Genomic DNA, 18607 nt, shown 5'->3' on the forward strand with positions numbered 1-18607 from the left:
TTTTCAAATATCCATTATTCGAATGATCTGACCGCGCCTAGACTGCTGTCAATCCGCACAGGAGTCATGCCGTGGCCTATAACAACGACAATGCCCAGGCTTTCCGCACACGTTATCGGGATGCCATCCACCCGCTGTACAACCCCTGGCTGCATGCCGGCTTTGTGCTGGCCTACGGCCTGACCTGCATCAGCCTGCTGTGGCGCACCCTGGATGCGGTGGCTCTCTGGCAGTGGCTGCTGGTACCGCTGACTCTGGTGTTCTTCAGCTGGGGCGAGTACCAGGTGCACAAGCGCCTGGGGCACCACAAGACGCGCTTCGGCCAGCTGTTCTACAAGCGCCACACCGGCGATCACCACAGCTTTTTCGTCGAAGGCCAGATGCGTTACGAGACGCCGCGCGACTGGCGGGTGATCCTCTTTCCGGCCTGGCTGATCGTGCTCTACAGTCTGCCGCTGCTGGGTATCTGGTGGGTGCTGGCGGCTATCGACGGCAACCTGGCCGCGCTGTTCGCCGGCAGCATGCTGCTGGGGTATATGAGCTACGAGGTGGTGCACGCGTGCGAGCATCTGCCAGACGAACACCCGGTTTCGAGCCTGCCGTGGATTCGTCAGATGCGTCGTTTGCATGCGCTGCACCATCGCCGTGAGCTGATGCATTCGCGCAACTTCGGCATCGTTCATCCGCTGATGGACTGGCTGTACGGCACCCTGCATTGGGAGCCTGAGCCGACCTATCAGCAGAACCGCCAGCAGCATCGCGTGCATATCGCCCGCCCTGCGGACGAGGTGCTGAGTTATGCCGCCGCCCCCATTCACTGGCCCGAATGGCATCCGTCGTCGTTACATATCTACGGCCGCGATGGTGTACTGCTTGTGGGTGACGTGTTTGAGGAAGATATCCACGCTGGTGGCCGCGCCGGCCATCTGTGCTGGGATGTGCTCGACTATCAACCGGCACGCCGCTGGCAAGCCAGCGCCCGTGGCGATCACGGCCTGGGGCTGCTGCTGACCTACGAGTGCCTGGAAGTGGAGGGCGGTTGCGAGTTCGTGCGCACCCTGGAATACGGTTTCGACGGTGTGCTGATGCGTCTGGCCAACCGCCTGCTGCTAAGCCGGCGCATCGAGCGCGAATCCCTGGCCTCGATGCAGGCGCTGCGCGCGGTGCTTGAGTGCAGCCAGCCTGCGGGGTGATGACTTAGGACGTGGACGTGAGCGCCTGCTCCTGGCGTTCACGCACCCAGAACACCGTGGCGCCGGCCACGGCTGCCGGCATCATCAGGATATTCAGCCCTGGCACCAACAGCGCAGCGTAGGTGATACCGCCAAAGCCCAGGCTCTGCCAGCGTTTTTCACGCAACCAGGCGAGCATGTCCTGCCAGCTCATCTTGTTGTTGTCCGCCGGGTAGTCGATGTACTGAATCGCCATCATCCACACGCCAAACAGCAGCCACAGCGGTGCGGCGATCAGATTGACTACCGGGATAAAACTGAGGATCAGCAGGCCAATGGCGCGCGGCAGAAAGTAGCCCAGCTTGCGCAGCTCGCGGCCCAGGGTGCGCGGTACCATGGCCATCAGCTCGGCCCAGCTGAACGGCGGAAAATCATCCTGCCCGCGTACCACCACTTCGACCTTCTCCGCGAGAAAGCCGTTAAACGGCGCCGCGATGATATTGGCCAGCAGGGTGAAGGTGAAGAACACCATCAGCAGTACCAGCACTACAAACAGTGGCCACAGTATGTATTCGAGAAAGCCCAGCCAGCTCGGCAGGCTGGGCATAAAGGTGTCGACCCAGCCACCGAACTGCTGCATGGCCAGGTAAATCAGGCCAATGAAAAGGATCAAATTGATCGTCAGGGGCAGCAGCACAAACAGCCGCAGGCCGGGGCTCAGGACCAGTTTCAGGCCTTCGCTGAGGTATTGCGGGCCGGTCAGTACGGGAGCAGGCATGGGTGGGAGTCTCCGCGAGGTTGAAGTCGCGCCGACCTTACCGGCTTTGTGTGGCAGGTGAAAGCCTCTGCAACGGGCGCTAACGATTGTCGGCCGGTGTTATAGCGCTTGCCTATGCAAGGCATTGGCAAAGCATATTTCCGCCATGCGCGGGGCGGGCATAGGCTGCGCGTCATCCCTTTGCGGGGCTTCTGACCTTACTGCCTTCCCCTAGGTACTCCCGGAAGTCCCTTTTTATTGCTGCCGGCGCTGCCGGGTGGAGTTGCTGATGTCTGCCAATCGTCATGCTCGTGTGATCATTCTGGGCTCCGGCCCTGCCGGCTATAGCGCTGCTGTCTACGCCGCGCGGGCCAACCTCAAGCCCCTGCTGATTACCGGGCTGCAGGCTGGCGGCCAGCTGACCACCACCACCGAGGTGGATAACTGGCCAGGTGATGTGCATGGCCTGACCGGGCCGGCGCTGATGCAGCGCATGCAGGAACATGCCGAGCGCTTCGAGACGGAAATCGTCTATGACCATATCAATGCTGTGGACCTGGCCGGCAAGCCGTTCACCCTGGTCGGTGACAGCGGCACCTACAGCTGCGATGCGTTGATCATCGCCACTGGGGCTAGCGCCCGTTACCTGGGCTTGCCCAGTGAAGAACGTTTTATGGGCAAGGGCGTTTCCGCGTGCGCCACCTGCGATGGTTTCTTCTACCGCAACCGCGAGGTCGCGGTGGTCGGTGGCGGCAACACCGCTGTGGAAGAGGCGCTGTACCTGGCCAATATTGCCAGCCAGGTGACCCTGGTACACCGCCGGGAAACCTTCCGCGCCGAGAAAATTCTGCAGGACAAGCTGCAGGCGCGGGTCGCCGAAGGCAAGATCGTGCTCAAGCTGAATGCCGAGGTGGATGAAGTGCTCGGCAACAACATGGGCGTGACCGGTGTGCGGGTGAAGAACAACGATGGCAGCTTTGACGAGCTGAGCGTTGACGGTCTGTTCGTCGCCATCGGCCATACGCCGAACACCTCGTTGTTCGAGGGCCAGCTGGCGCTCAAAGATGGCTATCTGGTGGTCAACGGTGGCCGCGAGGGCAATGCCACGGCCACCAGTATTCCCGGCGTATTTGCTGCCGGTGATGTAGCCGACCACGTTTACCGCCAGGCGGTCACCTCGGCCGGTGCCGGGTGCATGGCGGCGCTGGATGTTGAGCGTTATCTCGACGGTCAATAAGCCTGAGAGTGCAAAGGCCTTGATGTGAACCGCAATGCCGCCGACCGGGATCAGGTCGGCGGCATTTTTATGTGTCCGAGGAAAGCATCTGTACGGGCGATGAGGGCTTCGTAGGAGGCGCTTTAGCGGCGAGTTTTTGTGGTTTGTCGCGGCTAAAGCCCCTCCCACATCAGCGGTGGCTTCTCAGACCCAGGTATTGAGCTTCAAGTCCCGCGAACTCATGCGCAGAAACTGATCGCTGGCTTTGACCAGCAGAGCGTGTTCATCGACGGTCAGTTCGCTGCTCTTTTTGCCCTGCGCTTCGCTGCGGTACAGGGTTCTGCCGCCTTCTTCGCGCAGGCGCTGGTAGCGCTGGCTGCGTGCTTCCACCTTGAGCGTCAGCAGGTCGACATAGGCGACTTGCAGCAGTTCGCTCTGCCCGGTTTCCAGGGCGCAGCGCTGCAGAGCAGGAGTGTGGGTGAAGGGCGATTCGGAGAGCATCACCTGCTGGCATTCGCTGAGGTCCGGGCGTGGTTCGCCGTTGTGGAACCAGTTGCCACGGATGTCGCGCTTGAGGTTGAGGCTGCGTTGGCCATGGTTGTCGACCTTCAGCCACAGGCGGCGAAAGCGCCAGCGTGGGTCGCAGTTGAGCACGTAGGTGGCGGCGATGCTGTGGCCCTGCAGGCTCTGCATCAGATGACTGGTGGCGTTGATGCCGTGTTCATCGATGTTCAGGCGCAGGTTTTCCACGCCGGGGTTGTGCCATGGTTTCCATACCAAGGTCTGCTGCATCTAAGCGACTCCAAGCCAGGTAGGGTTGGAGAAACCGGGGAAGCGCGGCCATGACGCAGCACGGAGCACCTTCCCTGGTGTTCTCGTTCAAGTAATGGCGCGCAGCATAGGGGGATTCAACTGTGATGTCTGTCAGCTTTTGCCGACAGTTGCGCAAGTTCTTGCTCGTTAGCTCAAGCGTGTGATTACAGGTTGTTGCGCTGCAGCGACGGCTGCTCGAAACGTACGCCAGCCAGGCCGGTGTCCATCAGTGCGCGGATATTGCCGTGATCACTGCCGCTCGGAGTGGCCAATACGCTGCGGTAGTGCTCGCCAAAGCACAGCAGGGTTTCTTCCAGGCTCAGACCTTCGAGCAGGGCCAGGCCGAGGGTTTTGCATGAGCCTTCGTTCTGCCCAGTAGGGTTGTGCACGGTGCCATTGCTGAAGGCGCTGGGCTGGTACTGGTAGTGCTCGGCAATAAACGCCAGGGTTTCGGCGAAGGTGAAGTGTTCGCTGCGCAGCTTGGCGCGAAAGTCGTTGAGGTCGCTCATTACTTTTTCCCTTTGCTGAAGGCTGCCTGCTGCTCGGCGCTGGCTTCCTTCTGGTATTTGGCTTTCCACTCGGCATACGGCATGCCGTAGACCTCTTCGCGGGCCTCATCCGGGGTGATGGCCACACCGATATCGTCGGCGGCGGCCTTGAACCATTTGGACAGGCAGTTACGGCAGAAACCGGCGAGATTCATCATGTCGATGTTCTGCACGTCGGGGCGCGAACGCAGGTGTTGCACCAGGCTGCGAAAGGCGGCGGCTTCAAGTTCGAGGCGTTCTTGCTCGGTCATGGCAATGCTCTCTAAAGGCAGGCGGGAGTGCGTGGCGGCGATGATAAGAGCATGCCCGTCTGGCGGCAACGACCCGGCGCAGGGCACACCGGGAATCGACTAACGGTGCCCGGCGAGGGTGATCGATACTGACTCGGCAAAGCGCAGGGCGTGCAGTTTGTCGACTTCAACTTCGGCGTAGCGAACGTCCGGGTTGGCCATTACCAGGTCGAGAATCTCCTGGGTCATGCGTTCCAGCAGGGCGAAGCGGTTTTCTTCGACGTGGCGAATCACTGCCTTGGTGATGGTGCGGTAGTTGAGTGCGTGGTCGATATCGTTATCACGCACCGCTTCCACTGCGGGATAGAGGATGGTCAGGTTGATCAACACGTCCTGCTTGTTGTTGATCTCCTCTTCCTTGATGCCGATGTAGGTGCGCAGGCGCAGGTCTTTGACGCGGATGCGCGCCATCCCAGGTTCCAGTCGCGGCATTACTTGCTCCGTCCGATCAGTTGCAGGAATTCGTGGCGAGTGTTGCAGGATTCACGGAAGGCTCCAAGCATCACCGAGGAGGTCATTACCGAGTTCTGCTTCTCCACGCCGCGCATCATCATGCACATATGCTTGGCTTCGATCACTACGGCTACGCCGGCGGCGTTGGTGACCTGCTGGATCGCGTCGGCGATCTGCTTGGTGAGGTTTTCCTGGATCTGCAGGCGCCGCGCGAACATGTCGACGATGCGCGCGACCTTCGACAGGCCAAGCACCTTGCCGGTGGGGATATAGGCCACATGAGCCTTGCCGATAAACGGCAGCATGTGATGCTCGCACAGCGAGTACAGCTCGATATCGCGGACGATCACCATCTCGTCGTTATCCGACTCGAACAGCGCGCCGTTGACCACTTCCTCCAGGCTCTTGTGGTAGCCGTTGCACAGGTACTGCATGGCCTTGGCGGCACGCTTGGGCGTGTCCAGCAGGCCTTCGCGTTCGGGGTCTTCACCAACGCCGAGCAGGATCTCGCGATAGTGGTTGGGCAGTTCTGGAGTCATTGCAAGGTCCTCGCGGCCAGGCTCATTTGAGATGGCGGCCGCCGTTGACAGTCAGTGTGGTACCGGTGACGTAAGGGTTGTCGAGCAGGTAGCGCAAGCTCTGGTAGATCACTTGAGGCCCGGGTTCGATGCCCAGTGCCGATTTATTCAGGGTTTTGCTGCGGTAATTGGCGTCGTCGTCCGGGTTAAACAGGATCAGCGCGGGGGCGATGCCGTTGACCTTGATCTGCGGGGCGAAGCGTGCGGCAAACGACAGCGTCAGGCTGTCCAGCCCAGCCTTGCTGGCACAATAGGCCGGCCGGTTGGCGCTGCCTTTACGGGCCACGTCATCGCTGATATGGACGATATCGGCCGGGGTTGAGCGCGCCAGCAGCGGCTGACAATGCAGGTTGATCAGGTAAGGCGCGAGCATGTGCACGCTGAACAGCTGCTGAAAGGCTGCGGCTTCCTCGCCAGGTGTTTCCACCAGCCAGTCGGAGGCGTTGTGCACGATGGCGCGCAGGCTGTCGGTGTGTGCTTTGAGTTGCTCGATAAACGCCAGAATGCCGGCTTCGCTGGCAAAGTCCGCCTGTAGGGCCAGCGCGCCGCGTTGCCTGAGTGTCTCGATGCCGTCGCGCTCGCTGCGGTAGGTGATGATCACTGCATGACCGTCATCCAGCAGGCGTTCGGCGCAGTACAGGCCAATGCGCTGGCTGGCTCCGGTTATCAGGATGGGGGCGGCGCTAGCGCTCATGCTCGACTCGGCAGAAAGAAAAGGGTGGGTTCAGCGACGCTGCGCCGGGTTACCTGACCAGTAGGGCGTGACCTCGACTGAACCAGGGGTAAAGTTATACCAGCAACAATCTTTGTACAACCATGCGCCCCGTGAGGGTACTGGTCTGTTTCAGGTCATTTAGCCTATTTCATTGAGCTGTATCGGTATTTTTTCTACAGGCGGGCTTAATAAAATTGTTTTTGTCATGTACAAAATTGGTTTTATTGTACAGGTGTGTGCCGTTATGAAGCCTTGGCAGTTGAGCATTGCAGTGCTGTGTGGGCAGGTGCGCCATGTTGAGGTGCTCACCCTGCGCTGCAGTGGCTACAAGGTGCAGGTGGTCAGCAAGGCTGGCGACGTGCGCACGCTGGAGCATGCGTCGGGGCGTGCGCTGTGGCCTGGATTGGCATTACTCAAGGCGCGCCTGCGCCGTTGCGGAGTGCGGCAGATGTTGTTGCTGCAGCCGGAAAGCCACGATGAAATTATTGCTCGCCCCACGTTGCTTGAGCCTGATCCGGGGTTGTGGATCAAGCTGTACTGATGGCTTATCGCGACTTTCTGCTGACAGTGCAGGCGGCGTTTCTGCAGCGCCGGCTGGCGTTCGGGTGAGGCAGCCAGTCAAGGTGCGGGCGTAACCGGCAGAAAAGTCGATAACCCAGCTCCAGCAGAGGCCGTAATGCTGGCCAGGTCAATGGAGTGACCCAGCGCTCAAGGCCGGCAGCGCTCCAACTCCACAGCGTGGCATCCAGGCCGGTCACCCATTGGCCATCGGCGAAGCGTGCATGCAGGCGGTTCTGCAGGGTTTCTCGGCTGTGGCCGACGGATTCGGGATGAAAGTCATCGAGGCCGATATCGACCAGGCACAGACGCTGCACATCGGCACGCTGACGCAGCAGTTGGATTTCGCGCGCACACAGTGGGCAATCGCCATCGTAGTAGAGGGTAAGAGGCCAGTGCGGTTGCTTGTTCATGGTTTAACTCTTTGTATAGGTTTTGTACAAAGTATGCCGAAAATAGCTGAGTTACAATGCGGGCAACATTTTTTCTGTGATACCTGCGCCCATGTCCGATCACGTTGGTACTGCGTCCCTCGTTTCGAGTGCCCTCAAGCAGGAAGAGCTCTTTCCTATTCGTGAAGTGGCGCGCCTGACCGGCGTCAATCCAGTCACCCTGCGGGCCTGGGAACGGCGCTATGGGCTGATCCAGCCAACCCGCACCGACAGCGGTCATCGCCTGTATTCGCAGGTGGATATCGAGTCGGTGCGCAGCATTCTGGCGTGGATCGAGCGCGGTGTGGCCGTGAGCAAGGTTGGCAAGATTCTGGCCAAAAGCAGCTCGATAAAATCTGCCAGTTCTCCGGTTTATGAAGAGGTCAGCGCCAGCGAGTGGGGTGAGTGGCAAGCCCAACTGCGCCGCGCCATCAGTGCCTTCGACGAGTTGCGCCTGGATCGGCTGTACGGCCAGATTTTCTCCAGCTACCCGCTGCCGGTGGTGTTCCAGGACATCCTCATGCCGCTGTGGCAGGAGCTGCTGCTGCGTCAGGACGAATACGGCCAGACCAGCGAGTGGCTGTTTCTCGATACCTTTCTGCGTGCCCGTACCTTGCAGCGCCTGCAGGTGCTGCGCGCCCAGGTTGAGGAACGTGTACTGCTGGCGGCCTTGCCGGGCCATTGCCGCGAACTGGAGCTGCTGGTTGCCGGATTGCTGCTGAGCAGTGCCGACACCGCTGTCAGCGTGCTCGGGCTAGGCCAGCCGCTGGAAGAGCTGACCCTGATCTGTGAAAAAATGCAGCCCCAGGCACTGGTGCTGTTCTCCAATCAGCCGCCCAGCGATGACTTGCCCAAGGTGCTCTCACGTCTGGCGCTGGCGCTGGATTGTCCGCTGGTGATGGCCGGCGATGGTGCCGATCTGGCCGAGGAAAGCCTCAGCGGTTCGCCGATTGCCTGCCTGGGTAACGAAGGTCGCCTGATGCAGCGCCGCCTGCAGCAGTTTCTGGCTGGCCACCTGGATACCTGATTTCTTCTATTAAGCACGCCTGAATAAGCGCAGTCGCCGTTATGGCAACTGCGCTTTTGCCTGCCTGCAATTTGTTGCTGATTCCGATTAGTTGTACATCTTGTACAGAAAATTGCTTGCTATCTGGGTCTTTAGGCTATACAAAACCTATACATTGATTGTTTGTGTATAGCTTAAATTCGCTTGTACAGCTTGAGGACTGAGCAACATGACCCAATACCGCGCACCCCTTCGCGATATGCGTTTCGTTTTTGACGAGGTGCTCGACGCTTATGCCACCCTGCAGTCGCTGCCTAGCCAGCGCGAGTTCGGAAACGACCTCGGTGGCGCCATTCTGGAAGAAGCCGCCAAGCTGGCGGAAAACGTGCTGGCCCCATTGAATGGGTCAGGCGACAAGCAAGGCTGCGCCTACGATCCGCAGAGCAAATCGGTAAAAACCCCGGATGGCTATCGTGCAGCCTATCAGCAATTCGCCGAAGGCGGCTGGACCGCACAGGCGTGCTCGCCTGAGTTTGGCGGCCAGGGCCTGCCCCATGTGCTGAACATGATGGTTGAGGAGATGGTTTGCTCGGCGAACCTGTCGCTGGGCATGTATCCGGGGCTGACCCACGGCGCGATTAACGCGTTGACCGCTCACGGTGCTCGTGAGTTGCAAGAGCGCTATCTGCCGAAACTGATCAGTGGCGAGTGGACAGGCACCATGTGCCTGACCGAGCCGCAGTGTGGCACCGACCTGGGCCTGATCCGCACCCGTGCCGTAGCGCAGGCTGACGGCAGTTATGCCATCAGCGGCACCAAGATCTGGATCACCGGTGGTGAGCACGATCTGGCTGACAACATCCTGCATCTGGTACTGGCCAAGCTGCCCGATGCACCGGATAGCGTGAAAGGTATTTCGCTGTTCCTGGTGCCCAAGATTCTTGAGGACGGCAGCCGCAACCCTGCTTTCTGCGGCGGCTTGGAGCACAAGATGGGCATCAAGGGCTCTGCCACCTGCGTAATGAATTTCGAAGGTGCCCAAGGTTGGCTGATCGGTGAGCCGAACAAGGGCCTCAAGTGCATGTTCACCATGATGAATTCGGCGCGCCTGATGGTCGGCATGCAGGGCCTCGGTATTGCCGAAAGTGCCTATCAGGTCAGCCTCGGATTTGCCAAGGAGCGCTTGCAGAGCCGCTCGTTATCCGGCCCGAAAGCGGCGGATAAGCCGGCCGACCCGATCATCGTGCATCCGGATGTACGGCGCATGTTGCTGCGTCAGAAGGTGATGATCGAAGGTTGCCGCGCGCTGGCCTATTTCACCGGCCTGCATGAAGACGTTGCGCATGATCACGAAGACCCAGCAGTGCGCGAGCAGGCCGATGACCTGGTGCAGTTGCTGACACCGGTGGTGAAGGCCTTCCTCACCGATGAGGGCTTCAACTGTGCCAACGAAGGCTTGCAGGTGCTCGGCGGTTCCGGCTTCACCGAAGACTGGGGCATCGAGCAGCTGGTGCGTGATTCACGGATTACCCGTATCTACGAAGGCACTAACGGTATTCAGGCGCTTGACCTAGTCGGCCGCAAGCTGGGTCTGGGTGGCGGACGTGCAGTGCGTAGTTACTTTGCCCTGATTGAAGGTTGGCTCAAGGCCAGCGCCGAGGCTGAGCATGTGGCTGCAGTAGCTGCTGCGCTCAAGCAGTTGCAGCAGGCCACGCTGTGGATCGCTAGCGAGGGGATGAAAGACCCCGAGCAGGCCGGTGCGGCTGCAACGCCGTATCTGCGTCTGTTTGCCCTGACCAGTCTGGCCTGGATGTGGGCGCGCATGGCTGCGGTAGCCAAGGCCAAGTTGGCGGCCGGCAGCACGGAAGCCCTGTTCTACGGCGCCAAGCTGAAGTCTGCCGACTTCTTTATGGCGCGCATTCTGACTGAAACCGACAGCCTGCTGGCTGAGGTCAAGGCCGGCAAAGATACCCTGATGGCTTTCAGTGATGAGGAATTTGCTGCCTAAAACGACTGCGCAATCCGATAGCCACAAGTTCCGCCCATTTTCGGTTATCGGATTTTTTTATCCCTGCTGCAGGCGTTTTGCCTGCACTTTAGGCCTGCCTGAATGCGGGTCTTTTTTTGTCTGGGATTTGCTCAACGTCTGTCGCTGGCCTTAGCGGCGCCCGGCATGCAGTCGTTGTTCCTGTTGCAGGTGTTGCTGGTAGATAAACCGGCGCAGCTGCTCGTCACTTTGCGGGTCGAGGGTGTGCAGCTGGTAGGCCAGCAGGCCGCCTTCGGTTTCACGGACAAAAACCCCAGTCACGGCAATCGGCGTGTGCTCGTCTACCGGCAACACCAGATGAAAGCGCTTGGGAGCTTTGCGCCGTGCCCGATGTTCGATCAACGCACCATTCATCGACAGCTGATGAATCCACAGACCGCTCGGCTGCGCACTTGGCGTGTGCAGCGGCAACGGCTCGGGCAGGGGCGAGCGCCAGGCGCGGTTGATCTCGCCTTCATCGAAAATCTGCGGAGCGCTGAGCTGCAAATAGGGCGTGTTCTGCTCATCCTGGTTAAGGTGCAGGTCGAAGGTCAGGTGCTGATTGGCGATATGCGCGTGCAGGCTCAGCGGTTCATTGGCGGTGTAGTGCGAGAGCAGTTCGCTGAGCTGCTTGGCAATGTCCATCGACAGGTGCGGTTGGCTGCGCTGTTCGGCTGGGCCGGGCTGATGCAGCTGGCGGATAAACGCCAGTTCTGCCTGGGTCAGAAGTGCCTGTTCTTGCATGGAAGCGGTCTACATCGGGCTCTGGAGCTGTTGTGACCGCTGCTTTGAGGATTAGTTACTGCCGGTCGTCGCCTGTAAGCGCGCCAGCTCAGCCTTGAGGGTGGCCAGTTCGGCTTCCAGTTGCTTGACCCGCTCCTGGGCCTCGACCTGTTCGGTGACGTTCTTCTGGATGCCGATGTAGTAGGTCAGCTGGTCGGCGTCATTGACCACCGGGGTGATCGACAGCTCGTTCCAGAACGGGCTGCCGTCCTTGCGGTAGTTGCGGATGATCTGCCGACATGGGCGATGGTTCTTCACCGCTTCGCGGATGGCGGCCAGGCCCGGCTGGTCGCGGTCGTCGGCCTGGAGGAAGCGGCAATCCTGATAGAGGATGTCTTCACTGGTGTAGCCAGTGAGCTTTTCGAAGGCGGGATTGGCATAGATCAGGATGTTGTCGTCGCCTTCCTGTTCGGCCACCACGATGCCGTCGTTGGAGGCGTTGATCACCAGTTGCAGCAGTTTGGCGTTGATCATGAGGCGATTTCCCAGGCTATGTCGGCTGCATTCTAAAACATCCGGGCGGGCTGTCTACTTGCGGCATAATGCCGGGCTTATCGATTTGGTTCTGACTGTTTCGGAGTTCTGCATGAAAATCGCCATTCTTTCCGGCTCGGTGTACGGCACCGCCGAGGAAGTTGCCCGCCACGCCGAGCGTCTGCTCAAGGCCGCCGGCCATGAGGCCTGGCACAACCCGTGCGCCAGCCTGGCAGATATTCAGGCCTTTGCGCCCGAAGCCTTTCTGGCGGTGACCTCGACCACCGGCATGGGCGAATTACCGGATAACCTGCAGCCACTGTACTACGCCATCCGTGATCATCTGCCGGCCTGGAACGGCTTGCCGGGTGGGGTGATTGCCCTCGGCGACTCCAGCTACGGCGATACCTTCTGCGGCGGCGGCGAGCTGGTGCGCGAGCTGTATGCCGAGCTGGGCATTCGTGAAGTGCAGCCGATGCTGCGCCTGGACAGCAGCGAAAGCGTGACCCCGGAAACCGACGCCGAGCCCTGGCTGGCGGACTTTATCGTGGCGTTGCAAGGCTGATGCACCCGCGCGCTCAGGAGCTGATCACGGCGCTGCAACTGCAGGCGCATCCGGAAGGTGGTTATTACCGCCGTCTGTATGAGTCGTCAGCGCAGCTGGACGGCGGCCGCCTGTGCGGCACGGCGATCATCTTTCTGCTCCCCGCCGGCGCGGTCAGCCGCTGGCACCGGGTGGATGCCGACGAGCTTTGGCACTTCTATGAAGGCGCGCCGCTGGAGTTGCTGCTGGCCGAGCAGCCCGATGCGGTGCGCTGTGCTCGTCTTGGCCCGGTGACTGTTGGCCAACTGCCGCAGCGCCTGGTACCGGCACATGCCTGGCAGGCGGCGCGCAGCACCGGGGCTTTTACCCTGGTGGGCTGCACGGTGACGCCGGGTTTCGACTTTGCCGGCTTCCAGCTGCTCAGTGATAACCTTGAGGCCCAACGCGACTGGCCCCTGCTGGCGCAGCTGCATCCCGAGCTGGTTTGACCTGCAAGGCCACCACGCTGGCCGCCAGAGCGACTCACCTTTGCGGCATCCCTCGCTAGACTCCTGGGCACTTTAATAACAAAAGCCGAGGAATCCACCATGACCGTTGCCCACGCACTGCCTGTTGTCAGCCTCAAGGATCAGGTTTCCGCCGCCGAGTGGCAGGCGCGGGTGGACCTGGCCGCCTGCTACCGACTGATTGCCCTGTATGGCTGGGATGATCTGATCTTCACCCATATCTCGGCGAAGATTCCCGGCACTGAAGATTTCCTGATCAACCCCTATGGCCTGATGTTCCATGAGATCACCGCCTCGAGCCTGGTGAAGATCGACCTCTCCGGTAAAAAGCTGATGGACAGCCCGTTCGATATCAACCCGGCCGGCTACACCATCCACAGCGCCGTGCATGAGGTGCGTCACGACGTCGGGTGTGTGCTGCATATCCACACCCCGGCGGGCATCGCCGTGTCGGCGCAGAAACAGGGTTTGTTGCCGCTGTCGCAGCAGTCGCTGTTCGTTCTCGCCAGCCTGGCCTACCACGGCTATGAAGGCGTGGCGCTTAACCATGACGAGAAGTCGCGCCTGCAGGCGGATCTGGGCGACAAGAATTTCATGATCCTGCCTAACCACGGCCTGCTCACCGCCTTCGGCAGCATCGCCGATGCCTTCCTCGGCATGTTCACCCTGCAGCGCGCCTGCGAGATTCAGGTGATGGCGCAGAGCGGCGGGGCAGAGCTGATCCATATCCCGCAACAGATTCTTGATGGCGCCCGGGCGATGATCGCCGGCGTGATGAAAAGCCCGCAGGGCATGGGCGGCGCACTGCCGTGGCCGGCACTGCTGCGCAAGCTGGATCAACAGATGCCAGGTTACGCAGCATGACGGCGCTGCCAGGGATTGCCCTGGCGGATTGGCGCAGCGCGGGGCAGACCTTCAGCTTTAACGGCCATGCCATCCGCTACTGGACGGCCGGGCAGGGTGAGCCGTTGTTGCTGATTCACGGTTTTCCCACTGCCAGTTGGGATTGGCACTACCTGTGGGCTGCGCTGGCGGAGCGCTATCAGGTGATAGCCTGTGACATGCTCGGCTTTGGCGACTCGGCCAAACCGCGTGGGCATGCCTACAGCCTGCTGGAGCAGGCCGATCTGCAACAGGCGCTGCTGGCGCACCTGGGCGTGGATAAACCGCTGCATGTACTGGCCCATGACTATGGCGACAGCGTGGCGCAAGAGCTGCTGGCGCGGCATCAGGACGGACGCGTGCAGCTCGCCAGTTGCGTGTTTCTCAATGGCGGGTTGTTTCCGGAAACTCACCATCCGGTGCTGGTGCAGAAGCTGCTGCTCAGCCCCATCGGCCCGCTGGTTGGCCGGCTGTTCAGTCGGCAGAAGCTGGCGCAGAGTTTTGCCCAGGTGTTTGGCCCGCACACTCAACCGAGCGCCGGTGAGCTGGATGGCTTCTGGAGCCTGATTGCCGCGAATAACGGTCCGGCGGTGATGCATCGCTTGATCCGCTATATGCCCGAGCGCCGCGTTAACCGTGACCGTTGGGTGGCGGCGATGCAGGCTACGGCGGTGCCGATGCGGGTGATCGACGGTGCAGTCGACCCAATTTCCGGGGCGCATATGGTGGCGCGTTACCGTGAGCTGATTGCCAAGCCAGACACTGTGCTGCTGGAGGGCACTGGTCATTATCCGCAGACCGAGGCACCGGATCAGGTGCTGACGCATTACCTGCAATTTCGTCAACGGCTGGAGGCCAAACGATGCAACGACGCACAGTCCTGAAAGGTGCCGCCCTCGGTGGTGTGGCGGCTCTGGGTGCCGGCTTCTGGGCATTGCCCTGCGGCGAGGCACCCGCTGCCTTGAGCCTGGAGGGCGCGCAGCAGGTGCTGGCCGGCTTGGTCGATCAACCGCTGTTGAGCCTTAAAGGCTGGAGCCCGGCCGAAGTGTTCAACCATTGCGCGCAGAGCATCGAGTACTCCATCAGTGGGTATCCCGAGCTCAAGCCTGCCTGGTTTCGCAGCAGTGTCGGCCCGCTGGCGTTCAGCGTCTTTGCCGCGCGCGGGGCGATGCGACATCCTCTGAGTGAGGCCATTCCCGGCGCTGCAGCTTTGAACTCACCGTCCAGTCAGGTCCAGGCGCTGCAGCGTTTGCAGCAGGCGTTTGCAGACTTCGCCGCGTATCAGGGCGAGTTGCAGCCGCATTTTGCCTACGGCGCGCTTAGCCATGCCGACTATGCCCAGGCGCATGTATTGCATCTGTATAACCACTTGAGCCTGATCCGCCCAGCCTGACTATCCCGCTGCTTTATTGCGCACCATTCAGCGCTGCTCGTATCTATTGTGACCAGTGCGCGTCTGCTGGACACTCAGGGCATTGTTAATCTGCCGAGGAATGCTGCATGAGCGACGCCATCCGTTTTCAAGATCAGGTTGTAATCGTCACCGGGGCTGGCGGCGGCCTGGGCCGCGCCCATGCGCTGCTGTTCGCAAAGCATGGCGCCAAGGTGGTGGTCAACGATCTGGGCGGCAGCACCCACGGTGAAGGCGCCAATGCCTCGGCGGCGGACAAGGTGGTCGAGGAAATCCGCGCTGCGGGCGGCACCGCCGTTGCCAACCATGACTCGGTAACAGATGGCGAGAAGATCGTGCAGTGCGCCCTGGACACCTTTGGCCGCATCGATGTGGTGGTGAATAACGCCGGCATCCTGCGTGACAAGACCTTCCACAAGATGGAAGACGCCGACTGGGACCTGGTTTACAAGGTGCACGTCGAGGGTGCCTACAAGGTCACCCGCGCCGCCTGGCCGCATATGCGTGAGCAGGGTTATGGCCGGGTGATTTTCACCGCGTCCACTTCGGGTATTTACGGCAACTTCGGCCAGTCCAACTACGGCATGGCCAAGCTCGGCCTGTACGGCCTGACCCGCACCCTGGCCCTCGAAGGGCGCAAGAACAACATCCTGGTCAACGCCATTGCCCCTACCGGCGGCACGCGCATGACCGAAGGGTTGATCCCGCCGCAGGTGTTCGAGCAGCTCAAGCCTGAGCTGGTCAGCCCGTTGGTGGTGTACCTGGCGAGCAATGCCTGCGAAGAAACCTCCGGCCTGTTCGAAGTCGGCGGCGGCTGGATGGGCAAAGTGCGCTGGGAGCGCAGCCTGGGTGCCGGTTTCGATCCGCGTGAAGGCTTCAGCCCGGAAGACGTGGCGGCCAATTTCGCGCAGATCTGCGACTTCGAGGGCGCCGCCCATCCGAAGGACAATATCGAAGCGATGAAAGAGATGATGGCCAACCTGCAGAAGTTCGCCCTCTGATTGCGCCACTCTGGCGGGGAGATCGGTCAGTAGGCTGATTTCCACCGCACAGGGCTTTAAGGTGAAGGCCGGCTAAATGCCGGCCTTCGGCTTTTTAGGGAGCAGGACATGCGCGTCATCATCGAAAAGAACGGCCCCGTAACCACCCTGACCATCAACCGCACCGAGGTGCGCAACGCGGTTGATCGGCCCACGGCCGAGGCGCTGGCCAGCGCATTGCGGGCTTTTGAATCCGACGAGCAGGCGCGGGTGGCGGTGTTGACTGGGGCGGGCGGCACCTTCTGCGCCGGCGCTGATCTGGGTGCGGTGGCCGCAGGCGCTGAGCGTGCCAATCGCCTGGAAACCGAGGGTGACGGGCCGATGGGGCCGAGTCGCATGCAGCTGAGCAAACCGCTGATTGCTGCCATCGAAGGCCATGCGGTAGCTGGCGGCCTGGAGTTGGCGCTGCTCGCCGACTTGCGGGTGATGGCCGATAACGCGGTGCTCGGGGTGTTTTGCCGGCGTTTTGGCGTGCCCTTGATCGACGGCGGCACCGTACGTTTGCCACGGATTATCGGCCAGGGCCGCGCGCTGGACCTGATTCTCACCGGTCGCCCGGTATTGGCCGAGGAAGCGCTGAGCATGGGCCTGGTCAACCGGGTGGTCGCCGCCGGCAGTGCGTTAGCTGCCGCCCAGCAGTTGGCGCTGGAGATTGCCGGCTTCCCGCAACGCTGCATGCTGGCTGATCGCGCCAGCGCTTATGCGCAGTGGGATTTGCCGTTTACCCAGGCCATGGCCAGCGAGTTTGTCGGCGGTATGGCGGTGGTCGCCAGCGGTGAAACCCAGGCCGGCGCACAGCGCTTCAAGGCTGGTACGGGGCGGCACGGCACCTTCTGAGTCACGCGTTTACGGCTTACCCGGAATCCCGTATTTGCGTAGGCGCATGGCGATTGCGCTGTGCGAGGTGTGCAGGCGGGTCGCCAGTTGTCGGGTCGAGGGGTGGCTGGGGTAGAGCTTTTCCAGCAGGGCTTTTTCGAACTCGGCCACGGCGGCTTCCAGGCTGCTGACTTCGCCGTCGGCCTGTTGCGCGGCTACGGCGGTGCCGGCGATATCCAGATCATCGATCTGCACCAGATTGCTTTCGCAGATCGCCGCCGCGCGAAAGATCACGTTCTGCAACTGACGCACATTGCCCGGCCAGCGGTTGCCCAGCAGCGCCGGGTAGGTGTCCGGTGTCAGGCGGCAGGGCAGGCGCTGGATCTGCGCGCAGGCCTGCTGCATAAAGTGTCGCGCCAGCAACAGAATGTCCTGGCCGCGCTCGCGTAACGGCGGTACTTCCAGGTTGAGCACGTTGAGGCGATAGAACAGGTCTTCGCGGAACGCACCTTCGCTGACCATCTTTTCCAGGTTGCGGTGGGTGGCGCTGAGGATGCGCACATTGACCCTGACCTCGCTCTGCCCGCCGACCCGGCGAAAGCTGCCGTCGCTGAGAAAGCGCAGCAGCTTGGCCTGGAGATACGGCGACATCTCGCCGATTTCATCGAGAAACACTGTGCCCTGGTTGGCCAGCTCCAGCAGCCCCGGCTTGCCGCCGCGCTGGGCGCCGGTAAAGGCGCCAGGGGCGTAGCCGAACAGCTCGCTTTCGGCGAGGTTCTCCGGCAATGCCGCACAGTTGAGCGCGAGAAACGGCGCGGTGCGCCGCGTGCTGATGGCGTGGCAGGCGCGCGCCACCAGCTCTTTGCCGGTGCCGGTTTCGCCCTGGATCAGCAGCGGCGCATCGAGGGTGGCGACGCGCTGGGCACGGGTTTTCAGACTGCGGATCGGCGCGGAGTCACCGAGCAACGAATCAAAGCCCTCTGCGTGATCGTGGTGCAGCGCCGCCAGGCGTTCGCCGATGCGACTCGGTGCGTACAGGCTGAGCAGGCCACCGGCCAGGTGCCGGGCGCTACCGTCGACGCCCTCGGTAATGGGTTGCGCATCCAGCAGCAACGCCTGGCCCTTGAGGGTGACTTCACGCATCGGCAGACGAAAGCCCTGGTCGAGCAGCTCCACTTCCAGCTGGCTGTCGGCGAACAGCTCGCCAATGCCCAGACCCTCGGGCTGCTGGCCACACAGCTCAATCAGCGCCGGGTTGGCCAACAGCACGCGGCCCTGGCTGTCGACCGCCAGTACCGGATCGGTCATCGCCGCAAGCAGGGCGTCGAGCTGCAGGTGGCGGCGCTGGCCGGGGAGGATGTCGACAATGGTCACCGCCTGCACACCGTGCACCTTGAACAGCGCCTCGCGCAGTTCGTCGAGCACTGCGGGGCTCAGGGTCGGCGCGTCGATATACACGTTCGGCGGCACCATCTCCACCGCATCCAGGTTGAGATTGCGCCCACCGAGCAGCGCCAGCACTTCCTGGGTGATGCCAACGCGGTCGATAAAGGTGACGTGAATACGCATGGGAACGGGCGGCCGACTG

The 18607-nt window shown here is 61.4% G+C and carries 23 protein-coding genes; 12 read left to right on the top strand and 11 right to left on the bottom strand.

Going from position 1 to position 18607, the window contains the following annotated elements; genetic code table 11:
• The first annotated feature begins 71 nt into the window (after window positions 1–71).
• Window positions 72–1193 (top strand): SRPBCC family protein, encoded by a 1122-nt coding sequence (locus tag ACIN8IBEIGE_RS03960; RefSeq protein ID WP_160013512.1) that lies wholly within the window; start codon window positions 72–74, stop codon window positions 1191–1193.
• A gap of 4 nt (window positions 1194–1197) precedes the next feature.
• Here ACIN8IBEIGE_RS03960 and cysZ read toward each other — a convergent pair whose 3' ends face one another.
• Complete coding sequence (cysZ, locus tag ACIN8IBEIGE_RS03965) at window positions 1198–1950, bottom strand: sulfate transporter CysZ (RefSeq protein ID WP_160013513.1); 753 nt, start codon at window positions 1948–1950, stop codon at window positions 1198–1200.
• A gap of 268 nt (window positions 1951–2218) precedes the next feature.
• On the opposite strand from cysZ, the gene trxB reads away from it, so the two are divergent.
• Window positions 2219–3166, top strand: coding sequence for a thioredoxin-disulfide reductase (trxB, locus tag ACIN8IBEIGE_RS03970; protein WP_160013514.1), 948 nt, complete (start codon window positions 2219–2221; stop codon window positions 3164–3166).
• 183 nt (window positions 3167–3349) lie between these two features.
• Here trxB and ACIN8IBEIGE_RS03975 read toward each other — a convergent pair whose 3' ends face one another.
• The 6 genes from ACIN8IBEIGE_RS03975 to folM all read right to left on the bottom strand — a co-directional run bounded on the left by ACIN8IBEIGE_RS03975 (window position 3350) and on the right by folM (window position 6521).
• On the bottom strand, window positions 3350–3937 hold the full coding sequence (locus tag ACIN8IBEIGE_RS03975) for a putative glycolipid-binding domain-containing protein (protein WP_090375343.1): 588 nt from the start codon (window positions 3935–3937) through the stop codon (window positions 3350–3352).
• A gap of 185 nt (window positions 3938–4122) precedes the next feature.
• Window positions 4123–4467 (bottom strand): HopJ type III effector protein, encoded by a 345-nt coding sequence (locus tag ACIN8IBEIGE_RS03980; RefSeq protein ID WP_090375341.1) that lies wholly within the window; start codon window positions 4465–4467, stop codon window positions 4123–4125.
• Window positions 4467–4757, bottom strand: a complete 291-nt coding sequence (locus ACIN8IBEIGE_RS03985; protein WP_160013515.1) for a DUF1244 domain-containing protein — start codon at window positions 4755–4757, stop codon at window positions 4467–4469. Before ACIN8IBEIGE_RS03985 ends, ACIN8IBEIGE_RS03980 begins: the two co-directional genes overlap by 1 nt.
• Before the next feature lie 99 nt (window positions 4758–4856).
• Entirely contained in the window at window positions 4857–5228 is a 372-nt protein-coding gene (folX, locus tag ACIN8IBEIGE_RS03990; protein WP_090375336.1) for a dihydroneopterin triphosphate 2'-epimerase, read from the bottom strand.
• Window positions 5228–5788 (bottom strand): GTP cyclohydrolase I FolE, encoded by a 561-nt coding sequence (folE, locus tag ACIN8IBEIGE_RS03995; RefSeq protein WP_160013516.1) that lies wholly within the window; start codon window positions 5786–5788, stop codon window positions 5228–5230. Before folE ends, folX begins: the two co-directional genes overlap by 1 nt.
• Window positions 5789–5810: 22 nt before the next feature.
• On the bottom strand, window positions 5811–6521 hold the full coding sequence (folM, locus tag ACIN8IBEIGE_RS04000; protein ID WP_160013517.1) for a dihydromonapterin reductase: 711 nt from the start codon (window positions 6519–6521) through the stop codon (window positions 5811–5813).
• Window positions 6522–6786: 265 nt separating this feature from the next.
• Here folM and ACIN8IBEIGE_RS04005 point away from each other — a divergent pair, with 265 nt between their 5' ends.
• Complete coding sequence (locus tag ACIN8IBEIGE_RS04005; protein WP_160013518.1) at window positions 6787–7083, top strand: hypothetical protein; 297 nt, start codon at window positions 6787–6789, stop codon at window positions 7081–7083.
• 4 nt (window positions 7084–7087) lie between these two features.
• On the opposite strand, the gene ACIN8IBEIGE_RS04010 is transcribed toward ACIN8IBEIGE_RS04005, so the two are convergent.
• On the bottom strand, window positions 7088–7513 hold the full coding sequence (locus ACIN8IBEIGE_RS04010) for a thiol-disulfide oxidoreductase DCC family protein (protein ID WP_160013519.1): 426 nt from the start codon (window positions 7511–7513) through the stop codon (window positions 7088–7090).
• Window positions 7514–7604: 91 nt separating this feature from the next.
• Here ACIN8IBEIGE_RS04010 and ACIN8IBEIGE_RS04015 point away from each other — a divergent pair, with 91 nt between their 5' ends.
• Both ACIN8IBEIGE_RS04015 and ACIN8IBEIGE_RS04020 read left to right on the top strand, forming a co-directional pair.
• Window positions 7605–8558 (top strand): MerR family transcriptional regulator, encoded by a 954-nt coding sequence (locus tag ACIN8IBEIGE_RS04015; protein WP_160013520.1) that lies wholly within the window; start codon window positions 7605–7607, stop codon window positions 8556–8558.
• Window positions 8559–8766: 208 nt separating this feature from the next.
• Complete coding sequence (locus tag ACIN8IBEIGE_RS04020; RefSeq protein ID WP_160013521.1) at window positions 8767–10545, top strand: acyl-CoA dehydrogenase C-terminal domain-containing protein; 1779 nt, start codon at window positions 8767–8769, stop codon at window positions 10543–10545.
• A 150-nt stretch (window positions 10546–10695) separates the two neighbouring features.
• Here the strand turns inward: ACIN8IBEIGE_RS04020 and ACIN8IBEIGE_RS04025 are convergent, their stop codons facing one another.
• A complete protein-coding gene (locus ACIN8IBEIGE_RS04025; protein ID WP_160013522.1) occupies window positions 10696–11307 on the bottom strand; it encodes a PilZ domain-containing protein in 612 nt (203 codons plus the stop codon).
• 51 nt (window positions 11308–11358) lie between these two features.
• A complete protein-coding gene (locus tag ACIN8IBEIGE_RS04030) occupies window positions 11359–11820 on the bottom strand; it encodes a PAS domain-containing protein (protein WP_090375320.1) in 462 nt (153 codons plus the stop codon).
• A gap of 112 nt (window positions 11821–11932) precedes the next feature.
• On the opposite strand from ACIN8IBEIGE_RS04030, the gene ACIN8IBEIGE_RS04035 reads away from it, so the two are divergent.
• The 7 genes from ACIN8IBEIGE_RS04035 to ACIN8IBEIGE_RS04065 all read left to right on the top strand — a co-directional run bounded on the left by ACIN8IBEIGE_RS04035 (window position 11933) and on the right by ACIN8IBEIGE_RS04065 (window position 17040).
• A complete protein-coding gene (locus tag ACIN8IBEIGE_RS04035) occupies window positions 11933–12385 on the top strand; it encodes a flavodoxin (RefSeq protein ID WP_160013523.1) in 453 nt (150 codons plus the stop codon).
• The gene (locus ACIN8IBEIGE_RS04040; protein WP_160013524.1) at window positions 12385–12852 is read left to right on the top strand and encodes a cupin domain-containing protein; all 468 of its coding nucleotides are present in this window, start codon (window positions 12385–12387) and stop codon (window positions 12850–12852) included. Before ACIN8IBEIGE_RS04035 ends, ACIN8IBEIGE_RS04040 begins: the two co-directional genes overlap by 1 nt.
• Window positions 12853–12951: 99 nt before the next feature.
• Window positions 12952–13734 (top strand): class II aldolase/adducin family protein, encoded by a 783-nt coding sequence (locus ACIN8IBEIGE_RS04045; protein WP_160013525.1) that lies wholly within the window; start codon window positions 12952–12954, stop codon window positions 13732–13734.
• Window positions 13731–14636, top strand: a complete 906-nt coding sequence (locus ACIN8IBEIGE_RS04050; RefSeq protein ID WP_160013526.1) for an alpha/beta fold hydrolase — start codon at window positions 13731–13733, stop codon at window positions 14634–14636. Before ACIN8IBEIGE_RS04045 ends, ACIN8IBEIGE_RS04050 begins: the two co-directional genes overlap by 4 nt.
• The gene (locus ACIN8IBEIGE_RS04055) at window positions 14615–15145 is read left to right on the top strand and encodes a DUF1569 domain-containing protein (RefSeq protein WP_160013527.1); all 531 of its coding nucleotides are present in this window, start codon (window positions 14615–14617) and stop codon (window positions 15143–15145) included. The genes ACIN8IBEIGE_RS04050 and ACIN8IBEIGE_RS04055 overlap by 22 nt, the downstream gene beginning before the upstream one ends.
• A 107-nt stretch (window positions 15146–15252) precedes the next feature.
• Entirely contained in the window at window positions 15253–16164 is a 912-nt protein-coding gene (locus tag ACIN8IBEIGE_RS04060) for an SDR family oxidoreductase (RefSeq protein ID WP_160013528.1), read from the top strand.
• A gap of 108 nt (window positions 16165–16272) precedes the next feature.
• Entirely contained in the window at window positions 16273–17040 is a 768-nt protein-coding gene (locus ACIN8IBEIGE_RS04065) for a crotonase/enoyl-CoA hydratase family protein (protein WP_160013529.1), read from the top strand.
• A 9-nt stretch (window positions 17041–17049) separates the two neighbouring features.
• Here the strand turns inward: ACIN8IBEIGE_RS04065 and ACIN8IBEIGE_RS04070 are convergent, their stop codons facing one another.
• Complete coding sequence (locus ACIN8IBEIGE_RS04070; protein WP_160013530.1) at window positions 17050–18588, bottom strand: sigma-54-dependent transcriptional regulator; 1539 nt, start codon at window positions 18586–18588, stop codon at window positions 17050–17052.
• Window positions 18589–18607: the final 19 nt, after the last annotated feature.

This window comes from Pseudomonas sp. 8BK, from assembly GCF_902506475.1.
Taxonomy (GTDB): Bacteria; Pseudomonadota; Gammaproteobacteria; order Pseudomonadales; family Pseudomonadaceae; genus Aquipseudomonas; species Aquipseudomonas anguilliseptica.